The sequence below is a fragment of the Bacillus sp. FDAARGOS_527 genome (genome assembly GCF_003812125.1).
Lineage (GTDB): Bacteria > Bacillota > Bacilli > Bacillales > Bacillaceae_G > Bacillus_A > Bacillus_A paranthracis.
Map to the genome: position 1 here is coordinate 478,446 of NZ_CP033795.1, position 20,436 is coordinate 498,881.

Genomic DNA, 20,436 nt, shown 5'->3' on the forward strand with positions numbered 1-20,436 from the left:
TATATTTCCTTAGGTGGAATAAAGTTAAGAAAAATTGAACATAATGATGGATACAAACAGTAGTGAAGTGAGGGGTAGTGAATGTTATATCTACATGATGTATGGGTAAATTGGTTTGAAGGTGAAGAGAATGGGTATAACGTTTGTCATTTTTACGAATGGCGGAAAGATGATACGATTGAGCTATTAGATCAAGTGCCATTATTAAAAGTAGATTCCACATTATATCATTACATCGAGAACGAATTGTTAGAGCTTCCGCAAAAAATGTTGGAAGACGTACATCATAAGGCTTATATTCGTAAAAATCATGAACGTTTGCAGCAAGAGTATTGCTTTGTAGTTACAGATGGAAAAGGAATTATTGCAATTGATACAATTGGTTACAACGTGCCAATTCGAAAGAGCAGACTTATACCGCGCCAAGAGCAGATGGTATATGAGATGGTAGAAAACGTACAAGCAGAAAAGTATGAGTTCCAAGTAGAAGAAATGGAAAAAGAACATCATATTTTATCACCATCACCTTTCATTATGAATGGCTTAACTCGTAAAGAAAGGCAGCTTAAACAATTACTATTTATGGCGTTAGATCAATTACATACAACGAAAAACACAGCAGAAATTCGCTATTGGTTCACAGAGTGGGATCCATCAGCATACGGAATGGTTCAACATATGGAATTTGAAGATATTTGGGCTAAGCTGTATGAGGAAGCGAAAACAGGTTGGTCTGAGAAGCACGAACAATTATGCGAGCGTCTCGTAAAAGGACAGCCATTTTTTGAAAAGTTATGGGAAATGGAAAACGAGCAAAAGGTAAATTAAAAAACCGCCGATTGGCGGTTTTTTTAATTTGTTGTAGTCTTGCTCCAGCGGCAAGCTCTTCGTGTCTAAGAACCTTCCGCATAAGAAGGCAAAAAGCGCCTTTTATGCGAAAGAACCTTAGCCAGTCAGAGCTGAACGAGCCGCCTCCGCTTTATAAATTACCTACGTTTTCTGCTTAGTCCCATTGCGTTTTCTACTTTGCGTAGTTGTTTGAATGCGACGCGGTTTGCTTTTTCGGCACCTTTGTCTAGAATTTCGTCTAGTTCTGGTGAGTTGATTAGTTCGTTATATTTGTCTTGGATTGGACGAATCGCTTCTACGACTACTTGTGCTAGGTCGCCTTTGAAGTCGCCATATCCTTTTCCTTCATACATTGCTTCGATTTCTTCAACTGTTTTTCCAGAGAATGAAGAGTAAATTGTTAATAAGTTAGAGATGCCAGGTTTGTTTTCTTTATCGAATTTCACGATACCTTCAGAGTCAGTTACAGCACTCTTAATTTTCTTTTCAATTGTTTTTGGTTCATCAAGCATGCTGATCATTGATTTTGGATTCGGATCAGATTTACTCATTTTTTTCGTAGGCTCTGTTAGTGACATAACGCGAGCTCCTACTTTTGGAATGCGAATTTCAGGAATTGTGAATACTTCACGGAAGCGTTTGTTGAAACGCTCTGCTAGGTCACGTGTTAATTCCATATGTTGCTTTTGATCATCACCAACAGGCACGATTTCAGTGTTGTAAAGTAAAATATCAGCAGCCATTAATGGTGGATACGTTAGTAATCCAGCTGGTACTGAATCTCTACCTGACGCTTTATCTTTATATTGCGTCATACGCTCTAATTCTCCAACGTAAGCAACTGATTGCATAATCCATCCTAGTTGAGCGTGTGCCGGTACTTCTGACTGTACAAATAACGTAGCTTTTTCAGGATCAATACCGCATGCTACATAAAGTGCAGCAAGACTGCGAATGTTTTTACGAAGCCCGACGGGATCTTGAGGCACTGTAATCGCATGTTGATTTACAATACAGAAATAACAGTCGTGTTCATTTTGAAGCTCTGTAAATTGTTTCATAGCTCCTAAATAGTTTCCAAGTGTGATCGTTCCACTCGGCTGAATACCAGAAAAGATAACTGACATAAGTAATTCCTCCTAAATTTGAATGCGTGATAGAGAAGAGAAGGCAAACAAAAAAGCCCATTCATCCCAAAAAACTATAGGGACGAATGGACCGCGGTACCACCCTAATTATTTCACTACTGTGAAATCTCTCTAATCCATAATAACGTTTGGATATAACGCCAAAGCCTACTACTTTCGGTTCGGTTTGGAGCTCAAAAGCCCATTCCATACTGTACAATTACTTGTTCACACCAGCCACAAGCTCTCTGAAATTGCCTCAATATGTACTCTTCTTTATCATCGCATACATATAAATTTATTTATTGTTACCTGAGCTCTTTAAATATGAAAGAACTAAAGTTTTATAACAAAATGTTTTGCTGATTATTATATCATATGGGATAGTGTTTGCAAACTACATCAAAATAGTAAAGCTAATGAAGGTCGAGAACAACCCAAGAACGATACCGGTAATGCAAATTGGATACGTCCATTTGAATGAATATGTTTTATAAATACGTTCTTTCTTATCGACAGGTTCCTCTACTTCTTCAATTAAAGAGTCGATTTTTTTGTTCGTACCAAATACTCTTTGGAAGGCGTAAATTGTTACATTAAAAAATCCATTTTGAAATATGAATAAAAAACCGCCTATAAGAATAAAAAATAGTGCGATATAGAACGAGATGTTGACAAAATTCAACAAAAACTGCGATGAAACAAGGAATGCGCCAATACTAGAAGCAATTATCGCTATGAAAATTAGTATACAAGTATGAAAAAAAACTTTATTCAAAATGTTCCCCTCCGTCAAAATGTTACTAGAATTATTATACTATAAAAGCTATAATATGTACTAGAATTAATTTTTTGAAAATTATACGCAATTAAAGGTCTGATTGCAAGATGATGGTAGCAATGTTAACGTATCCCTTTACAAAAAAATAAAAATATAAACATTTTATTAAAAATTTTAACAAAAAAACAAAAAACTATATTCACAATCGTCATATTATATGTATAATGAAAATTGTAGAAACTTGGAGATTATTCTTTCAATTCTACTTTTTTACAAGTGAGGGTACAGGAAGTGCAATTAGGGGAGGCAACACAACATGAAGAAAAAGATACCGTTATTACTTGCATCGACGTTGACTGTCAGTATGTTAGGAGCTTGTAGTTACCAAAAAGAGGATAATAAAGCAGGCGCGAAAGAAAAATCCTCAAACAAGCAAGTGTTAAATCTAACTGAGACAGCTGAAATCCCAACTATGGATACTACGTTATCAACAGATGCAACATCTTCTAACATCATGAATAACACAATGGAAGGGTTATATCGTCTGGGGAAAGATGATAAACTTGTTCCGGGTGTCGCTAAATCTTATGAGAAATCAGAGGATGGCAAAAAGTATGTGTTTAAGTTACGTGAAGATGCGAAATGGTCTAATGGTGAACCTGTAACAGCGAAGGACTTCGTTTATTCTTGGCGAAGAGCTGTAGATTCAAACACGGGTGCCAAGTTTGCTTACATACTATTTGATGTTAAAAATGCGGAGAAAGTTAACAAAAAAGAATTACCAGTTGAAGAACTTGGTGTAAAGGCAATTGATGATCATACACTTGAAGTGGAATTAGATAACCCTGTTCCTTATTTTGTAAGTTTAACAGTCTATCCAACATTATATCCTTTGAATGAGAAATTTGTAACAGAACAAGGAGCAAAGTTTGGATTAGAATCCAATACGACACTTTATAATGGTCCATTCGTATTAAATGAATGGAAGCATGAACAAAGTTTCAAGCTTAAGAAGAATCCAACGTATTGGGAAAATAAAGAAGTAAAACTTGAGGAAATAAACTTCAATATTGTTAAGGATCGTTCAACTGCTATAAATTTATATGAAACGAGAGCAATTGATCGTGTAGTCTTAACATCAGAGTTTGTAGATAAATACAAATCAGATGCTGACTTTAAAACGATTAAGAGACCATCTACACAATTTATTCGCTTAAATGAGAAAAATAAATTTTTAGCAAATAAAAATATCCGAAAAGCAATTGCAATGTCCTTTGAACGTGAAAACATCGGAAAAGTAATCTTAAACGATGGTTCAGAGGGTATATATGGTTTTGTTCCGAAAGGCTTAGCAAAAGGTCCGAATGGAAAAGACTTCCGTGAAGAAAACGGAAAGCTTATAAAAGAGGATATAAAAGAAGCACAAAAATACTGGGAAGCTGGTAAAAAAGAACTTGGTGTAGACAAAGTAGAGTTAGAGCTATTAAACTTTGATACTGATGATGCTAAAAAAATCGGAGAGTATTTAAAAGGCCAGTTTGAAAAGAACTTACCAGGTTTAACAGTTCCAACAAAAATGCAACCATTTGCACAAAAATTAAAACTGGAAGCAAGTGGAGATTATGCAATGTCATATGCGGGATGGAGTCCAGATTATATGGATCCAATGTCATTCCTTGAAATGTATACGACAGGTAATGCGCAAAACAAAGTACATTACGCAAACCCAGCGTATGATGATTTAATTAAAAAAGCAAAAACAGAAGTTGATGTACAAGCTCGCTGGGATGCATTATTACAAGCGGAAAAACAACTGCTTGAAGATGCGGCGATTGCTCCAGTATATCAACCTGGAAAAGCATATTTACAACGCCAATCTATTACTGGCCTATTAGAACATAAATATGGCGGGGAATTTAGCTATAAGTGGGTTGAACTCAAAAACTAAAAATGGTTTCCATCATGAATAAGGGTATATGCCTATGATGGGCATGTACTCTTATTTTAAAAAAATAAAAGTAAGAATATTTTAAACTATCTTATTGCTTTTGAGAAAAACGGGGAGGTGCTTGACTATGGGACGTTATGTATTAAAACGTTTCGTGTACATGGCTTTGACATTATTTTTAATTACTACGTTGACTTTCTTTTTGATGAAATTACTTCCAGGTTCTCCGCTTAAAAATCAGGAGAAGTTATCACCGGCACAAAAAGAAATCATTCTTGAAAAATATGGTTTAAATGATCCAGTACCAGTTCAATATGCACGTTACTTAGGTAACTTAGCAAAAGGGGATTTAGGGGTATCATTCCAATATGATAACCGTCCGGTAACAGATATGATTGTGGATCGCATTGGACCATCAGCACAACTTGGTTTACAAGCGATTATATTAGGAACATTTATCGGTTTAATTTTAGGAATCGTTGCGGCACTTCGTAACAATACGTGGGTCGATTATGGAGCGACAATTATTTCCGTACTCGGGATGTCGGTACCATCGTTCGTATTCGCCGCATTACTACAATATTTCGTAGGGGTAAAACTTGGATGGTTCCCAGTAGCATTCTGGAAAGGGCCAGAGTTTACAGTAATGCCTACAATCGCTTTATCGATGGCAGTTATCGCAACAATCGCACGTTTCGCTCGTGCAGAGTTAATTGAAGTTATGCAAGCTGACTACATTTTAACAGCGAAAGCGAAAGGAATTAGCCAAGGCGTTATCATTATTAAACACGCCCTTCGTAACGCGTTAATTCCAGTTGTAACAATTTTAGGACCAATGGTTGCAGGGTTAATTACAGGTACATTAGTTATTGAGCAAATTTATGCTGTACCAGGACTAGGGGAACAGTTCGTTAAATCTATTACAGTGAATGACTATACAGTTATTATGGGAACTACAATTTTCTATAGTGCGATCTTCATCTTAGTTATTTTCATTGTTGATATTTTATACGGAATTATTGATCCTCGTATTCGTTTAGCGGGAGGGAAAAAATGATGAAAGATGTACAAAAATTATCTCCAGACTTATTTCAACAAGCTAATCAAAATAATGTGGATAATGAAGTCATTGCCCGTCCAAGCTTAACGTTTTGGCAAGATGTAAGAAGACGTTTGTTCCAACATAAAGGAGCAATGTTTGGTTTAGTTTTATTAACGCTTATTATCTTACTAGCAATCTTCGGACCGATGGTAAGTAAGCACTCGTATAAAGAGCAAGATTTAGGACGTGCAAAATTGCCACCGAAAATTCCAGTTATTGAAAATGTTCATTGGTTACCATTTGACGGTACAGATCAATATGGTGTTGACCAATATGAAAAACGTGATATTAAAGAGTATTTCTGGTTTGGTACAGATGATCTTGGACGCGATTTATGGACAAGAACATGGGAAGGTACACGCGTATCATTATATATCGCTCTTTTAGCAGCAGCAATTGACTTAGTAATTGGGGTTGCATATGGAGGTATTTCAGCGTTCTATGGCGGTAGAGTAGATAACATTATGCAACGTATTATGGAGATTATTAACGGTATTCCATACTTAATCATCGTTATTTTAATGGTAATCATTATGGGATCTGGTATATGGTCAATTACACTCGCAATGGCAATTACAGGTTGGATAGGGATGTCGCGTATCGTTCGTGGACAAATCCTTAAATTAAAAAATCAAGAATACGTATTAGCATCTCGTACATTAGGTGCAACAAATACACAATTAATTGTAAAACACTTAATCCCGAACGTAATGGGACCAATTATCGTAATGACAATGTTTACAATTCCAACAGCGGTGTTTGGTGAGGCGTTCTTAAGCTTCATCGGTTTAGGTATTCAGCCACCATTCGCATCACTTGGTTCTCTTGTAAATGACGGTTATAAATCAATTCAAACGTATCCGCATATGATGTTCATTCCTGCGGTTGTCATCAGTATATTAATTTTAGCGTTTAACTTAATGGCAGACGGATTACGCGATGCGTTAGATCCAAAAATGCGTAAGTAAAAGAGGGGAGAGGCAAAGATGAAAACATTGTTAGAGGTAAAAGATTTACAAGTCTCCTTTGATACACATGCAGGTGAAGTACAAGCTGTACGCGGCGTTACTTTTGATTTGAAAAAAGGGGAAACATTAGCGATTGTAGGAGAATCTGGTTCTGGGAAATCAGTTACTTCTAAAGCGTTAATGGGATTAATTCCGAATCCTCCTGGACGCATTAAAAATGGTGAAATCGTATTTGAAGGTCGTGACTTAACGAAATTAACAGAAAAAGAAATGCAGCAAGTACGTGGTAAAGATATCGCGATGATTTTCCAAGATCCAATGACATCATTAAACCCAACGATGACAATTGGAAATCAAATTATGGAAGGCCTTATTAAACACCAAGGAATGAGTAAAGCAGACGCACGTAAAGTTGCGTTGGAATTAATCGACCTTGTAGGTATTCCAAATCCAGAAGCTCGTTTAAAACAATATCCGCACCAATTCTCTGGTGGTATGAGGCAGCGTGTAGTTATTGCGATGGCATTAGCTTGTAACCCAAAACTATTGATTGCCGATGAGCCGACAACAGCGCTAGACGTTACAATTCAGGCGCAAATTTTAGAGCTTATGAAGGACATTCAGCAAAAAACAGAAGCAGCAATCATTTTCATTACGCATGACTTAGGTGTAGTGGCGAACGTTGCGGACCGCGTAGCAGTTATGTACGCTGGTAAAGTTGTTGAAATCGGAACTGTAGATGAAATTTTCTACAATCCAAAACATCCATATACTTGGGGCTTAATCGCATCTATGCCAAGTTTAGATGGTTCAGAAGAAGAGTTATATGCAATTCCTGGAACGCCTCCAGATTTATTGAAGCCGCCAAAGGGAGATGCTTTTGCACCACGTAACCCACAGGCACTGAAAATTGATTTTGAAATGGACCCACCTTTATTTAAAGTAAGTGATACACACTATGCGGCAACTTGGTTACTTCATGAGCAAGCTCCAGAAGTAAAACCGCCGGCAGTCGTTGAAAAACGCATTCTTCAAATGAAAGCAGGTGAACAACATGACTAAACAACGTGAGAAATTAATTGAAGTAAAAAATGTAAAGCAGCACTTCGACGTGAGTGGTGGTGTTGTCAAAGCGGTTAATGATATTTCATTTGATATTTACCGCGGAGAAACATTTGGTCTTGTAGGAGAATCGGGTTGCGGTAAATCAACAACTGGAAGAACGATCATTCGTTTATATGATGCAACTGCTGGTGAAGTATTGTTTGATGGTGAAAATGTACATGGTAAAAAATCACGCGCAGAACTGAAGAAATTCAACCGTAAAATGCAAATGATTTTCCAAGATCCATATGCATCATTAAACCCGCGTATGACAGTAGGGGATATTATTGCAGAAGGTATTGATATTCACGGATTAGCGAAAAACAAAAAAGAGCGTATGGACCGTGTTCATGAATTATTAAACACAGTTGGTTTAAATAAAGAGCACGCAAACCGTTTCCCTCATGAATTCTCAGGTGGACAACGTCAACGTATCGGTATCGCTCGTGCACTTGCTGTAGAACCTGAATTTATCATTGCCGATGAGCCAATCTCAGCACTTGACGTATCAATCCAGGCGCAAGTTGTAAACTTACTGAAAAAGTTACAAAAAGAAAAAGGTTTAACATACTTATTCATTGCCCATGATTTATCAATGGTAAAATACATTAGTGACCGCATTGGCGTAATGTATCGTGGTCAAATTGTTGAATTAACAACAAGTGATGAGTTATATGCGAATCCAATTCATCCATATACTAAATCACTATTATCAGCGATTCCACTTCCAGATCCAGATTATGAGCGTAATCGTAAACGTATCGTATACGATCCATCTCAGCATAATTATGGTAGTGAAGAACCGACAATGCGTGAAATTCGCCCGGGACATTTCGTACTATGTTCTGAAGCAGAGTATAAGAAATATAAAGAGATTTATCAATAATAAAAAATCCATTCTTCTATCACAGAAGAATGGATTTTTTTACTATATAAAAGAGTTGTCAATATTTCTCGGTAAGTCGATATATTTAAAGAATCGCAGATATAAGTTTCCTATACTAAAGACTACGCCTTAATTAAACGAGTATTATTGCACCTGAACAGAAACAATCTCCTCTTGTTCTTCAGGTTTAACAAGTGCATAACGCTCCCATGCTCTACTTTTCCAGCGGAAGAACATAATAATAGCACGTGTCCATTCATCAATAGCTATTGCTAGCCAAATACCAACGAGTCCCATATCTAAATGGAAGGCGAAAAAGTAACCGAGTGGTAAACTCATTAACACCATAGAGAATGCGCCGATTAAAACTGGGTATTTTGCATCACCAGCTGCGCGAAGTGAATTGATGATGACGATGTTCATCGTACGCCCTGTTTCAAGTAGTACACTTAGTAAAAGAACTGACGCACCTAACGCAATAATGTGCGGATTATCTGTAAATAGTCCCATTAATTGTGTGCGGAATGTAATAACGAGAGCAACCATACATAAAGTGACACCAATCGCCCACTTTACACTTTTCCATACACGTTCATACGCTTCATCTTTTTCACCACCGCCAACGAGGCGTCCGATAATAATTGCAGTTCCCATACCGATTGCAATAGCGAATAAATAAGTGAACATAGAGATGTTCGTAGCGTATTGTCTAGCCGCTAACGATTCCGTTCCTAAATATGTTGCATAGTATAAGAAGACAATTTGGCAAGCTTGATACATAACCTGCTCAAATGCAGATGGAATCCCAATCTTTAAAATTTTCCCGATGTATTCTTTTGATAAGGTGAAGTAGTATTGTAATTTTACACGGTACTCCATAACGCGGTACAGTAACAAGAAGAAAACGATAAGCGCGATTAGCCTGCTGACAGCAGAAGAAATGGCAGCCCCTTGTACACCGAGTTCTGGGAAACCAAATTTCCCGAAAATGAGTACGTAGTTTCCAGCGATATGAATAATATTCATTCCAAGTGAAATAAACATCGCTTGCTTTGTGAAGCCATGTACGCGGATAATTGCGGCTAATGAATTAATAATAGCTTGAAGGAAAATAGCTCCTCCGACGATAGATAAATAGCTCTGTGCATACATAAGTACATCGCCTTGTAAGTTCATCGCCATCATCATATGTTTTGAAAATAAAAGAAAACCAGCACTTATAACGAGTCCGACCACTAAATTTAATGTGACGGCTAAAGCTGATATTTTAGATGCTTCCATAAAACGTTTGGAACCGAGGTATTGAGATACGACGATAGCTGCGCCGTTCCCGATGACTTCTAGTACCAAAATAGCGATATGGAGATATTGATTCGCTGCACCAACCCCAGATACAGCATCATCTGATAATGCACTTAACATGAAAGTATCAGCGATCCCCATTAACATAAATAGAAAAACTTCTAGAAAAATAGGCCATGTTAATAAGAATAAACTTAATTTCTCAGTAGGCCCGTTTTTTGCCTGAATTGCTGCCATGTCCGTCCCCTCTTTACCGATATCTATTTTTAGCAAAGTGTATCGTAACATACTTTCTTAACCTTTGCACTCATTTTAACCTACATATCTTTATTATGAAGGGAGAGCTATTTTATGATAAAAACAGAAGGATAATTATGCGCAAAGTATTATAAAATATAAAATTTGCTTTTATCTAATAATTTGGAAAAATATAAAAATAATTATTTCTGACACTTCAGTAAGGAAAATCGGCAATATGAAACGTTTACAAAGGATTAAGTTTTAACAGAAAATTTTAATAAAATAGAAATATAAATATACAAAAAATATATTTGTGTGTATAATATGAATTGTTAGAACATATATATATTTCTTTTTGTTTGAAAATGAAAGGGCTAACATTTTTGTGGAGGGTGGAAGTATGAAAAAAAAGATGCCAGTTTTTGTAGTATCAACAGTAGCAATGAGCATGATGTTAGGGGCATGTAGCTACCAAAAAGATGAGCCGCAAGCGAACGCAAAAGGGGATAGCGGGAAAAGCGGTGCGAAGCAAGTTATTAACTTAATTGAAACGCAAGAAATTCCAACGATGGATCCAGCGTTATCAGCTGATGCGGTTTCTTCAAGAGTAATGACTAATACGATGGAAGGCTTATACAGTTTAGGAAAAGATGATAAGCTAGTTCCTGGTGTAGCAAAGGAATTTAAAAAGTCAGAAGACGGTAAAAAATATACATTTACATTACGTGAAGACGCAAAATGGTCAAATGGTGAGCCTGTGACGGCAAAAGATTTCGTATACGCATGGCAAAGAGCGATTAACCCAGATACAGCTGCGAAATCAGCGTACATTATGTATGATATAAAAAATGCAGAGAAAATTAACAAAAAAGAGATGAGTCCGGACCAATTAGGGGTAAAGGCGATTGATGATTATACATTAGAAGTGGAATTAGACAATTCCATTCCATACCTTGTAGATTTAATGGTATATCCAATCTTCTATCCTGTGAATGAAAAGTTCGTGAAAGAGCAAGGTACGAAGTTTGGTTTGGAAGCGAATACAACACTTTATAACGGACCATTTACATTAAGTGATTGGCAACATGAACGTAGCTTTAAAATGACGAAGAGCTCGTCATATTGGGATAATAAAGAAGTGAAGATTGAGGAAGTAAACTTTAATATTGTTAAAGATACGTCTACACCAATTAATTTATATGAAACAAACGCAGTCGATCGAGCAACGTTATTAGCGGAGTTCATCGATAAATATAAAGGAAAACCAGATTTCCAAACAGTAGAAGATACATCTGTATTCTTCCTTCGTTTAAATCAAAAAGATCCAGCGTTAGCAAATAAAAATATTCGTAAAGCAATTTCACTTGCTTTTGAACGTAAACCGTTCGTTGATACATTATTAAATAACGGTTCTAAGCCAGCAACAGGATTAATTCCTGATAACTTCATTAAAGGACCGGATAAAAAGGACTTCCGTGCTGTAAATGGAGATATTGTAAAACCAAACGTGAAAGAAGCGAAGAAATATTGGGAAGCTGGTAAAAAAGAGCTTGGTAAAAATGAAATCGAATTAGAGTTATTAAACGAAGATGTTGAATTATCGAAGAAAACAGGGGAATATTTAAAAGGTGAGTTAGAAAAGAATTTACCAGGTTTAACAGTGAAAATTAAACAACAACCATTCGCGCAAAAACTAAAATTAGAAGATGCGGGCGATTTCGTCATGTCATTCTCTGGATGGAGTGCAGACTTCCCAGATCCAATTACATATCTTGATATGTTTGTAACTGACGGATCACAAAATAAAATGAAATATTCTAATCCGAAATATGATGAGATCATCATGAAAGCAAAAAAAGATGGAAGCGATGTAAATGCTCGTTGGAAAAGCTTACTAGAAGCAGAGAAAATGTTACTTGATGACGCTGCGATTGTACCGGTATATCAACGTGGTAGAGCATACTTACAAAGAGATTCCATTAAAAATATGTACAACCATAAATATGGTGGCGATTTAAGCTTTAAATGGGCGTCAGTAGAGAAATAAGAAAAAAGCAGGTAATTGCCTGCTTTTTTTAATACGTACGTTTCTTATAAATACCTTTCCCACCAACTTGGTTCCAGCCGGATTGTACATCCAAACTTTTATTAACAAACTTCATCTTTTCTTTTCCGCCAAAGAGTTTTTCACCAATACTATTTGTAATGACGCCAATCAATGCTGTTATTCCGATGATGAGGGCAGCAACAGTGACAAAATCAATAAAAAAAGCAATCATTTGCAAATTCCCCCTTTGCCTGTCTGTATTTTTATTGTATGAGATAAAAGATGAAAAAGAAAGAAATGTCAGAAAAATTTTTGATTTATTTTAGAAATCGTATGGACATGAATGAGAATGTTTGTTAAAATGAGAACAAATGTTCTTTTGATTCTCACTTGTATAGTCTTACATTTCTTAATTGATTTATCAAAAAAAGGTAAGAAAACGTTCTCTTTTTCATAGGAAAGATTATGAGAGAATAACTATAAATCATATGAAAAATCTATGAAAAGCAAGCGTTAAGAGGGTTGAAGATTATTGTTAAAGAACAGCTGAAGTAAGTGTGATTATGTTACATAGCAGTGAAATGCACGGAAGAGTTTTCTCAATTAGAAGGAAATTTACTGTATATTTCTTGCAAAATCTATTGTATAATGATTATAGAAGTTACTTATTAAAAGTAATTGTTGTTTACTAAAAGTTGTTGCTTACATGAAAAGCAATTTTTGCACTTTGTTTTAAGACAAGGTATCGCGAAAAATTGCTGAATTTAGAAATTTAAACTGTAATTAGTACAGAATTTGTACTCTTTAAGGAGAGTGAGCTTTGTATGGTAACATTATATAGTTCTCCAAGCTGTACGTCTTGTAGAAAGGCGAAATTATGGCTAGAGGAAAATCATATTCCTTATACAGAACGTAATATTTTCTCAGATCCATTAACGATTGAGGAAATTAAAGAGATTTTACGTATGACAGAAAGCGGAACGGATGAGATTATTTCTACTCGTTCGAAAGTTTTCCAAGAATTAAATGTAAACTTAGAGTCTTTACCACTTCAAGATTTATATAAGATGATTCGTGACTATCCAGGGATTTTACGTCGTCCAATTATGATTGACGAGAAACGCCTCCAAGTAGGTTACAATGAAGACGAAATCCGCCGTTTCTTACCACGTACAGTAAGAACGTTCCAATTACGTGAAGCACAGCGTCTTGTAAATTAATTATAATAATATGAAAACCTTCTACCTATTATATAGTAGAAGGTTTTTTTTAATGTTTCAAATTTCGTAATCGAACTCGTTGAACGATAAAGCCGATGCATAAGATGGTGAAAATAAATAAGTAAGGAATGCCTGCAGTGAAACTTGGGTTGTTATGAAAAAAGGTTGCAAGTCTGTCTTCATGTGTGACCATTTTACCTGCTGTATAAGCGAGAATTGCTGCCCCGCAATAAATGAGGAGTGGAAAGCGTTCCATAAGTATTAAAATGAGTTTGCTGCCCCAAATAATAATCGGGATAGAAATGAGTAAACCGATTATTACGAGTAAAAATCTTCCGTGAGCTGCCCCTGCAATGGCGATAACGTTGTCAAATCCCATAACAAGGTCCGCGAATACAATTGTACGCACAGCTTGAAATAAAGTTGTTTTTCCTTGAATAGAAGAAAGATCGTTGCTATTATCAGTTAGTAAATTTACTGCAATGAATGTAAGTAAAATGCCCCCGATAAGTTGCAGAAATGGAATGTCGAGCAAATAGACAGCTAGTATAGTAAGGATAATTCTTAGTACGATTGCTAAAAGAGTACCGATCAAAATAGCTTTATTTCGTTTCGATTCAGGTAAATTTCGGCTAGCTAGTGCGATGACAATTGCGTTGTCACCACCTAATACAACATCGATACCGACAATCATTAGTACAGATGTTAAAAACTCTAAGTCCATTCGTCTGCCTCCATTTATGATGTTTTAATAAGCGAACTATATGTATGTGGTGAAAAGGACTAAAGCATCTTCTCTAATAAAAGTTTCACTTTATTACAGTGTACGGGGGAAGATGGAAATGTATGTCCAAATTTTTTATAAGTGAGGCATCGCGACAATGATATATTTGTGTATACCATTGAATGAAGATAGGTATATAACTATTTTTGTAAAATAAATCGATTTTATTTCCATTCTGGAGAATCTTATCATAAAATGAGAGTACAAGAATCTATTGATTTGTCATATGAGTGGGGAATCCCTTCATAACAATTCTAAGCAGGAAGGGAGAGTTGTATTTTGGATATTGAAAGAATTAATGATCATACGATGAAATTTTTTATTACGTACATTGATATAGAGGACAGAGGCTTTAATCGTGAGGAAATTTGGTATGACCGCGAAAGAAGCGAAGAGCTCTTTTGGGAAATGATGGACGAAGCTCGTGATCATGACGATTTCTTTATTGATGGGCCGTTATGGATTCAAGTGCAAGCAGTCGATAAAGGGATTGAAGTACTTGTAACGAAAGCAGAACTTTCAAAGGATGGACAAAAGCTAGAACTACCAATAGGTGTAGATAAAATTATAGACATTCCTCTAGATGAAGGTATTGAATCATTATTCCAGCAAGAATTAGTGGAAGAGGTAGAGGAACAAGCAGGTACAAACTTTAACGAAGATGGTACGTTTGGCTTTTTAATTAAGTTTAATGATTTTGAAGATGTCATTTCATTAAGTCATCGTCTTATCTTTGAAGATATAAAAGATGAGCTGTATTCATTTGAGGACCGCTATTATGTATATGTGGAATTCGATGAAGTGCTACATGATGAAGAAGAAATTGATCGCATTTTAAGCATTGTTTTAGAATACGGGGAAGAATCAACTTTAACAATTCATCGTGTAAGTGAGTATGGGAAACAAATTGTGAAAGAGCATGCGCTTGAAACAATTCGCAATAATTTTCCTGCTAAAACGTAGGCCGATTTCTGTAGTATGAAATCGGCTTTTTATATGAAGAATAGGAAAGCTTTCTTAGTAAGGAGGTAAGAGATGAAAAATACGTTAAAGTTGATTTTCTTTGTTTTACTATTGTTCGCATTATTTGTGTCATTACGTATGTTTATTGATGTAGCGTTTTATTCGGATGTAATTGGGATAAAAGATGTTTCGATTTTAGGTATTATTAGTATTTTATTTACGGTATCTGCATTTTTAATTGGTTGCGTTATTTTCTTAGAGAACCGTCATCCGTCAAAAACACTTACATGGCTCATTGTGTTAGGGATTTTTCCGGTATTTGGATTCTTCGCTTATTTATTATTCGGACAGAACTTTCGGAGGAAGAGAATGTTCCAAAAGAAGGCGTTGCTCGATGAACAAGCGTTTTTACAATATAAGGGGCATGAAGATTACGAAGAACGGATTTTGCGCAATCATAAGCATCAAGAGCTGTTATTTCGTTTAGCGGATCGCTTAGGCGCTTTAAATATTTCATTTCAAACTGAAACGAGAACATTAACAAATGGAGATGAAACGTTTCAGGCTATTTTAGATGGATTAAAACGAGCGAAACATCACATTCATATGGAATATTACATTGTGCGTGATGATAAACTTGGAACAGAAATTAAAGATATTTTAATACAAAAATCAAAAGAAGGCGTAGTCGTTCGTTTTTTATATGATGCGGTTGGAAGTTTTAAATTATCAAAATCATATATTGAAGAATTAAACGACGCAGGTGTCGAAATGATTCCGTTCTTCCCTGTACGTTTTCCGATTTTAAACGATAAGATTAATTATCGAAATCACCGAAAAATCGTTATTATCGATGGGAATGAAGGATTTGTAGGTGGATTAAATATTGGTGATGAATATTTAGGAAAGGATAAGTACTTCGGCTTTTGGCGAGACACGCATTTATATTTGCGTGGGGAAGCTGTGCAAAGTTTGCAGCTTATTTTCCTTCAAGATTGGTTTTATATGACTGGCGAGGCTGTGCTAGCCCCTGAATATTTACAAGCGAAAGCAGTTGAGGGGGAGCATTGGGGCGGCGTGCAGCTCGTTGCAGGTGGGCCGGATAATAAATGGGAAACAATTAAACATTTATATTTTGCCATGATTGCTTCTGCGCGGAAATCCATTTGGATTGCAACGCCGTATTTCATTCCGGATGATGATATTTTATCCGCATTAAAAGTAGCGGCACTTGCTGGTATTGATGTTCGGTTGTTAATGCCGAGTAAGCCTGATAAGCGAACTGTCTTTTACGCATCGAGATCGTACTTCCCAGAGCTTTTAGATGCAGGGGTAAAGATATATGAATACGAAAAAGGTTTTCTCCATAGTAAAGTTGTCATTGTCGATTCTGATTTAGCTTCAATTGGGACAGCGAATATGGATATGAGAAGTTTTCATTTGAACTTTGAAGTAAATGCCTTTTTATATGATACAGATAGCATTCGAAAACTTGTTCAAGATTTTAAAGACGATTTAGAAGAATCAAGTGAAATTCATGTCGATCGTTTTCATAAAAGGCGTCTTCATAGACGAATTGTTGAATCAACGTACCGGTTATTATCGCCTTTATTATAAAAAGAGATGTCCAAAATTGGGACATCTCTTTTTTAAAAGGAATTTGTAATAAATTGTAGAATATAAGGAGCTGAAAGGGTGTGATTCCAATATTTATCGCAAAAAGAGAAAACGGAGAAAAAATTCATCTACTCGATCATCATGATGAAGAGCTTTTACACCATATGCGTAAAAGGGAAAGTTTCTTTTGCATAGCTTGCGGGAAGGAAGTACTAATGAGATTAGGAAAACAAAAAAGGTGGCATTTTGCTCATAAGAAAGTAGATTCATGTTTAGCCTTTTATGAAGCAGAATCTACATATCATATGTACGGTAAAGAATTGTTATATCGGTGGTTCAAACGTCAAAAAGTTCATGTAGAGATAGAGCATTATCTACCAGAGATTCAGCAACGACCGGATATTTTTATAGAGAGAGCAGGGAGAAAAATTGCGATTGAATATCAATGCGCCAATCTTTCTATAGAGCAGCTCTGCAAACGAACCTATTCGTATTGGAAAGCTGGTATACAAGTCATTTGGATTATTGGTGGAAATCAATTGAAAAAGCACTCTGCATACTGGATGAAATTCTCCTCAATTATGGCTTTCTCCTTACAATCTTATCCTCAGCCACTTCTTATTTTCTTCTGTTCGAAACAAAAATCATTTATGAAATGCACGTTTATTACATCATTTTCTACAAGCGTTGCTTTTTCACATATTATATATTTACCAATTGAAACGACTACTTTTGAAATGCTCTTTTCTCCTGTTCCTTTCCAAAGGGAAGTATTAAACCGAGAATGGAAGAAGCGAAAGGATTATTTTCGTCAAAACGCTTTGCCCATCTTGAATTATAATGATAAATCACTATTACGCCTCTTATATCAATGTAAATGTACCCCAGCAAATTTTCCTTCTGAAATTGGTGTGCCACTCCCGTCCTCATTTGCTTTTCAAACAAATTCATTTATATGGCAAGCTTTTCTATATATGAAGTGTATAGGTGAGCTTGCGGTAGGGGATTGTATTTCCCTCAAGTACGTGTGTAGTTATATAAAAAAGTATACGAAAAGGCGTATGCTCCCGTACTTTTCACAGCATATATGGAAAGTGGCAGTTACTGAATATATGACATTTTTATGTTATGTAGGTGTCTTGCAGAGAGTAGGGACTTATAAGTACCGGAAAATACGGGGGATATCCATGTTAAAAACAGAGGAGGAAGTTATGAAATATGATGAAAGGAGTTTAGCGTATGCCTTATCTTTATTTGAGGCAAAGTACAACATGAGAGAAGGAAAAGCGGATATAATAAAGACTGATCGTGAAGGAATTACATAAGAAAAATCGAATTGTATGTAAGTAGAGATATTTAAAGGAGGGCTTAAAGCATGTCTGAACAAAACACAGCAAAAACATTACCGGATCGTAACGAAATTGAAGAATCAAGTACGTGGCGATTAGAAGATATTTTCCAAACAGATGCAGAATGGGAACAAGAATTCCAAGCTATTAAAGAGCTATTACCGAAGTTAACTGAATTTAAAGGGAAACTTGGTGACTCTGCGAACAATTTACTTGAAGCATTGCAATATGAAGATGAAATTTCAATGCGATTAGGTAAGCTATATACATATGCACATATGCGTTACGATCAAGATACAACAAACTCTGTGTATCAAGCGTTAAATGACCGTGCAACAAATTTATATTCACAAGTATCTAGTAGCACAGCATATATTGTGCCTGAAATTTTATCGATTTCAGAAGATACATTGCAAACATTCTTGAAAGAAAATAGAGACTTAAGTGTATATGAACATGCGTTAGAAGAAATTACGCGTCAACGCCCTCACGTATTATCTGAAGCGGAAGAGGCTTTATTAGCAGAAGCATCTGAAGTAATGAGTGCGTCAAGTAATACATTTGGTATGTTGAATAATGCGGATTTGAAATTCCCATCTATTAAAGGTGAGGATGGAGAAGAAGTAGAAATTACACATGGCCGTTACATTCAGTTTTTAGAAAGTGATGATCGTCGTGTGCGTGAAGATGCATTCAAAGCTGTATATGAAACGTACGGGAAATATAAGAACACATTTGCAAGTACGTTAAGCGGAGCTGTAAAGCGTAATAACTTTAATGCACGCGTTCGTAAATATGACTCTGCACGTCAAGCAGCATTAAGTAATAATAATATTCCTGAAGCGGTGTATGATCAACTTGTTCAATCTGTAAATGACAATTTACACTTGCTACATCGTTACATTGATATTCGTAAGCGTGCACTAGGGCTTGATGAGCTTCATATGTATGATTTATATACACCACTTGTACCAGAAGTGAAAATGAATGTGAAGTATGAAGAAGCGCAAGACATGTTATTAAAGTCTTTACATGTACTTGGTGATGAGTATGTTGATATTTTGAAAGAAGCATATGAAAATCGCTGGGTAGATGTGTATGAGAATAAAGGAAAACGAAGCGGAGCATATTCATCTGGTGCCTATGGAACAAATCCTTATATTTTAATGAACTGGCATGATAATGTAAATAATTTATTTACACTTGCTCATGAATTTGGTCATTCTGTCCATAGTTACTACACAAGAAAAACGCAGCCGCACGTATACGGGGATTATTCAATCTTTGTTGCGGAAGTAGCATCAACTTGTAATGAAGCGCTTCTAAACGATTATTTATTAAAAACGACAGAAGATAAGAAAGAGCGTCTATACTTATTAAATCATTATTTAGAAGGATTCCGTGGTACTGTATTCCGTCAAACGATGTTCGCAGAGTTTGAGCATATTATTCATAAGAAAGTACAAGAGGGACATGCGGTAACACCAGACATGCTAACGGAGATCTACTATGATTTAAATAAGAAATATTTCGGTGATGCTTTAGTAATTGATGAAGAAATTGGTTTAGAGTGGTCTCGTATTCCGCACTTCTACTACAACTATTACGTATACCAATACGCAACAGGATTTAGTGCAGCAACGGCTCTATCTAAACAAATTTTAGAAGAAGGGCAACCAGCAGTAGAACGTTACATTAATGAGTTCTTAAAAGCAGGAAGCTCAGATTACCCAATTGAAGTGCTGAAAAAAGCTGGAGTAGATATGGCATCTCCAGAACCGGTAAAAGAAGCATTGCAAGTATTTGAAGAGAAATTAAATGAATTAGAAGCATTATTATTTGAAGAGAAGTAATAGAAAAGACGAGGAATTTGCCTCGTCTTTTTCTTGATGTCATTTTGTCGATATTTGTCGAGAAAATAAATCGAATTGTCTTCTTTTTTCTAAACTAGAAGGCAGTTTTACAGTTCATTAAAACCCTTTAAATCGTTTTTTATGGTTGAAATAAGAGAGAGCGATGACAATGACTCCAAATAAAAGAGGAAAGGCAATCATTTTAGGAAAAGCTTGTAGTAGGGAGAGGATGTACAAGAAAAAAGAAACAATGATAGCTAGAATGATAAGTAAAATATACGTTTTTTTCATACAAA

The 20,436-nt window shown here is 35.8% G+C and carries 18 protein-coding genes and 1 other annotated feature; of the genes, 12 read left to right on the top strand and 6 right to left on the bottom strand.

Annotation, left to right across the window (positions count from 1 at the left end; genetic code table 11):
* Nucleotides 1–81 precede the first annotated feature (81 nt).
* Nucleotides 82–828: a YjbA family protein gene (locus EGX95_RS04785; protein ID WP_000966138.1), complete on the top strand. Its 747-nt coding sequence runs from the start codon at nt 82–84 to the stop codon at nt 826–828.
* A 158-nt stretch (nt 829–986) separates the two neighbouring features.
* Here the strand turns inward: EGX95_RS04785 and trpS are convergent, their stop codons facing one another.
* Both trpS and EGX95_RS04795 read right to left on the bottom strand, forming a co-directional pair.
* Nucleotides 987–1,976 (bottom strand): tryptophan--tRNA ligase, encoded by a 990-nt coding sequence (gene trpS, locus EGX95_RS04790; RefSeq protein ID WP_000110985.1) that lies wholly within the window; start codon nt 1,974–1,976, stop codon nt 987–989.
* A 75-nt stretch (nt 1,977–2,051) separates the two neighbouring features.
* Nucleotides 2,052–2,268: a binding site (T-box leader), on the bottom strand.
* A 105-nt stretch (nt 2,269–2,373) separates the two neighbouring features.
* Nucleotides 2,374–2,754, bottom strand: coding sequence for a DUF3899 domain-containing protein (locus EGX95_RS04795; RefSeq protein ID WP_001044991.1), 381 nt, complete (start codon nt 2,752–2,754; stop codon nt 2,374–2,376).
* Between the two features lie 319 nt (nt 2,755–3,073).
* Between EGX95_RS04795 and EGX95_RS04805 the strand changes: the two genes are divergently transcribed.
* The 5 genes from EGX95_RS04805 to EGX95_RS04825 all read left to right on the top strand — a co-directional run bounded on the left by EGX95_RS04805 (nt 3,074) and on the right by EGX95_RS04825 (nt 8,765).
* Nucleotides 3,074–4,705: a peptide ABC transporter substrate-binding protein gene (locus EGX95_RS04805; protein WP_000727230.1), complete on the top strand. Its 1,632-nt coding sequence runs from the start codon at nt 3,074–3,076 to the stop codon at nt 4,703–4,705.
* 127 nt (nt 4,706–4,832) lie between these two features.
* Complete coding sequence (gene opp3b / locus EGX95_RS04810; RefSeq protein WP_000534165.1) at nt 4,833–5,762, top strand: oligopeptide ABC transporter permease; 930 nt, start codon at nt 4,833–4,835, stop codon at nt 5,760–5,762.
* Nucleotides 5,759–6,775, top strand: a complete 1,017-nt coding sequence (opp3C, locus tag EGX95_RS04815; RefSeq protein WP_000974101.1) for an oligopeptide ABC transporter permease — start codon at nt 5,759–5,761, stop codon at nt 6,773–6,775. The genes opp3b and opp3C overlap by 4 nt, the downstream gene beginning before the upstream one ends.
* A gap of 18 nt (nt 6,776–6,793) precedes the next feature.
* On the top strand, nt 6,794–7,837 hold the full coding sequence (locus tag EGX95_RS04820) for an ABC transporter ATP-binding protein (protein WP_000854346.1): 1,044 nt from the start codon (nt 6,794–6,796) through the stop codon (nt 7,835–7,837).
* Nucleotides 7,830–8,765 (top strand): ABC transporter ATP-binding protein, encoded by a 936-nt coding sequence (locus tag EGX95_RS04825; protein ID WP_000166346.1) that lies wholly within the window; start codon nt 7,830–7,832, stop codon nt 8,763–8,765. Before EGX95_RS04820 ends, EGX95_RS04825 begins: the two co-directional genes overlap by 8 nt.
* Nucleotides 8,766–8,909: 144 nt before the next feature.
* Here the strand turns inward: EGX95_RS04825 and EGX95_RS04830 are convergent, their stop codons facing one another.
* Nucleotides 8,910–10,355: an MATE family efflux transporter gene (locus EGX95_RS04830; RefSeq protein ID WP_002027240.1), complete on the bottom strand. Its 1,446-nt coding sequence runs from the start codon at nt 10,353–10,355 to the stop codon at nt 8,910–8,912.
* Nucleotides 10,356–10,707: 352 nt separating this feature from the next.
* Here EGX95_RS04830 and EGX95_RS04835 point away from each other — a divergent pair, with 352 nt between their 5' ends.
* Nucleotides 10,708–12,354 (top strand): peptide ABC transporter substrate-binding protein, encoded by a 1,647-nt coding sequence (locus EGX95_RS04835; protein ID WP_000728616.1) that lies wholly within the window; start codon nt 10,708–10,710, stop codon nt 12,352–12,354.
* Between the two features lie 28 nt (nt 12,355–12,382).
* Here the strand turns inward: EGX95_RS04835 and EGX95_RS04840 are convergent, their stop codons facing one another.
* Entirely contained in the window at nt 12,383–12,586 is a 204-nt protein-coding gene (locus tag EGX95_RS04840) for a hypothetical protein (protein ID WP_000559978.1), read from the bottom strand.
* Nucleotides 12,587–13,178: 592 nt separating this feature from the next.
* Here EGX95_RS04840 and spx point away from each other — a divergent pair.
* Nucleotides 13,179–13,574 (top strand): transcriptional regulator Spx, encoded by a 396-nt coding sequence (gene spx / locus EGX95_RS04845; RefSeq protein WP_000258267.1) that lies wholly within the window; start codon nt 13,179–13,181, stop codon nt 13,572–13,574.
* 49 nt (nt 13,575–13,623) lie between these two features.
* Here spx and EGX95_RS04850 read toward each other — a convergent pair whose 3' ends face one another.
* Nucleotides 13,624–14,298 carry a TerC family protein gene (locus EGX95_RS04850; protein ID WP_000362603.1) on the bottom strand — a complete coding sequence of 225 codons (675 nt, stop codon included), beginning with the start codon at nt 14,296–14,298 and terminating at the stop codon, nt 13,624–13,626.
* Between the two features lie 339 nt (nt 14,299–14,637).
* Here EGX95_RS04850 and mecA point away from each other — a divergent pair, with 339 nt between their 5' ends.
* From mecA to pepF, 4 genes are all read left to right on the top strand, one after another.
* A complete protein-coding gene (mecA, locus tag EGX95_RS04855) occupies nt 14,638–15,321 on the top strand; it encodes an adaptor protein MecA (protein WP_000350710.1) in 684 nt (227 codons plus the stop codon).
* A gap of 72 nt (nt 15,322–15,393) precedes the next feature.
* Nucleotides 15,394–16,938, top strand: coding sequence for a cardiolipin synthase (locus tag EGX95_RS04860; RefSeq protein ID WP_000799204.1), 1,545 nt, complete (start codon nt 15,394–15,396; stop codon nt 16,936–16,938).
* A gap of 80 nt (nt 16,939–17,018) precedes the next feature.
* On the top strand, nt 17,019–18,263 hold the full coding sequence (locus tag EGX95_RS04865; protein ID WP_000612264.1) for a competence protein CoiA: 1,245 nt from the start codon (nt 17,019–17,021) through the stop codon (nt 18,261–18,263).
* A 50-nt stretch (nt 18,264–18,313) separates the two neighbouring features.
* Complete coding sequence (gene pepF, locus EGX95_RS04870) at nt 18,314–20,140, top strand: oligoendopeptidase F (protein ID WP_000003390.1); 1,827 nt, start codon at nt 18,314–18,316, stop codon at nt 20,138–20,140.
* A 117-nt stretch (nt 20,141–20,257) separates the two neighbouring features.
* Here the strand turns inward: pepF and EGX95_RS30240 are convergent, their stop codons facing one another.
* Nucleotides 20,258–20,431 carry a hypothetical protein gene (locus EGX95_RS30240; protein ID WP_000754592.1) on the bottom strand — a complete coding sequence of 58 codons (174 nt, stop codon included), beginning with the start codon at nt 20,429–20,431 and terminating at the stop codon, nt 20,258–20,260.
* Nucleotides 20,432–20,436: the final 5 nt, after the last annotated feature.

Bases quoted from the DNA above. Each gene is read 5' to 3' on its own strand.
- EGX95_RS04830 (WP_002027240.1), bottom strand. From the start codon at position 10,355: ATGTTACGATACACTTTGCTAAAAATAGATATCGGTAAAGAGGGGACG.
- opp3C (WP_000974101.1), top strand. From the start codon at position 5,759: ATGATGAAAGATGTACAAAAATTATCTCCAGACTTATTTCAACAAGCT.
- EGX95_RS04805 (WP_000727230.1), top strand. From the start codon at position 3,074: ATGAAGAAAAAGATACCGTTATTACTTGCATCGACGTTGACTGTCAGT.
- EGX95_RS04825 (WP_000166346.1), top strand. From the start codon at position 7,830: ATGACTAAACAACGTGAGAAATTAATTGAAGTAAAAAATGTAAAGCAG.
- EGX95_RS04840 (WP_000559978.1), bottom strand. From the start codon at position 12,586: ATGATTGCTTTTTTTATTGATTTTGTCACTGTTGCTGCCCTCATCATC.
- EGX95_RS04850 (WP_000362603.1), bottom strand. From the start codon at position 14,298: ATGGACTTAGAGTTTTTAACATCTGTACTAATGATTGTCGGTATCGAT.
- EGX95_RS04820 (WP_000854346.1), top strand. From the start codon at position 6,794: ATGAAAACATTGTTAGAGGTAAAAGATTTACAAGTCTCCTTTGATACA.
- opp3b (WP_000534165.1), top strand. From the start codon at position 4,833: ATGGGACGTTATGTATTAAAACGTTTCGTGTACATGGCTTTGACATTA.
- pepF (WP_000003390.1), top strand. From the start codon at position 18,314: ATGTCTGAACAAAACACAGCAAAAACATTACCGGATCGTAACGAAATT.
- EGX95_RS04860 (WP_000799204.1), top strand. From the start codon at position 15,394: ATGAAAAATACGTTAAAGTTGATTTTCTTTGTTTTACTATTGTTCGCA.
- EGX95_RS04835 (WP_000728616.1), top strand. From the start codon at position 10,708: ATGAAAAAAAAGATGCCAGTTTTTGTAGTATCAACAGTAGCAATGAGC.
- spx (WP_000258267.1), top strand. From the start codon at position 13,179: ATGGTAACATTATATAGTTCTCCAAGCTGTACGTCTTGTAGAAAGGCG.
- EGX95_RS30240 (WP_000754592.1), bottom strand. From the start codon at position 20,431: ATGAAAAAAACGTATATTTTACTTATCATTCTAGCTATCATTGTTTCT.
- EGX95_RS04785 (WP_000966138.1), top strand. From the start codon at position 82: ATGTTATATCTACATGATGTATGGGTAAATTGGTTTGAAGGTGAAGAG.
- trpS (WP_000110985.1), bottom strand. From the start codon at position 1,976: ATGTCAGTTATCTTTTCTGGTATTCAGCCGAGTGGAACGATCACACTT.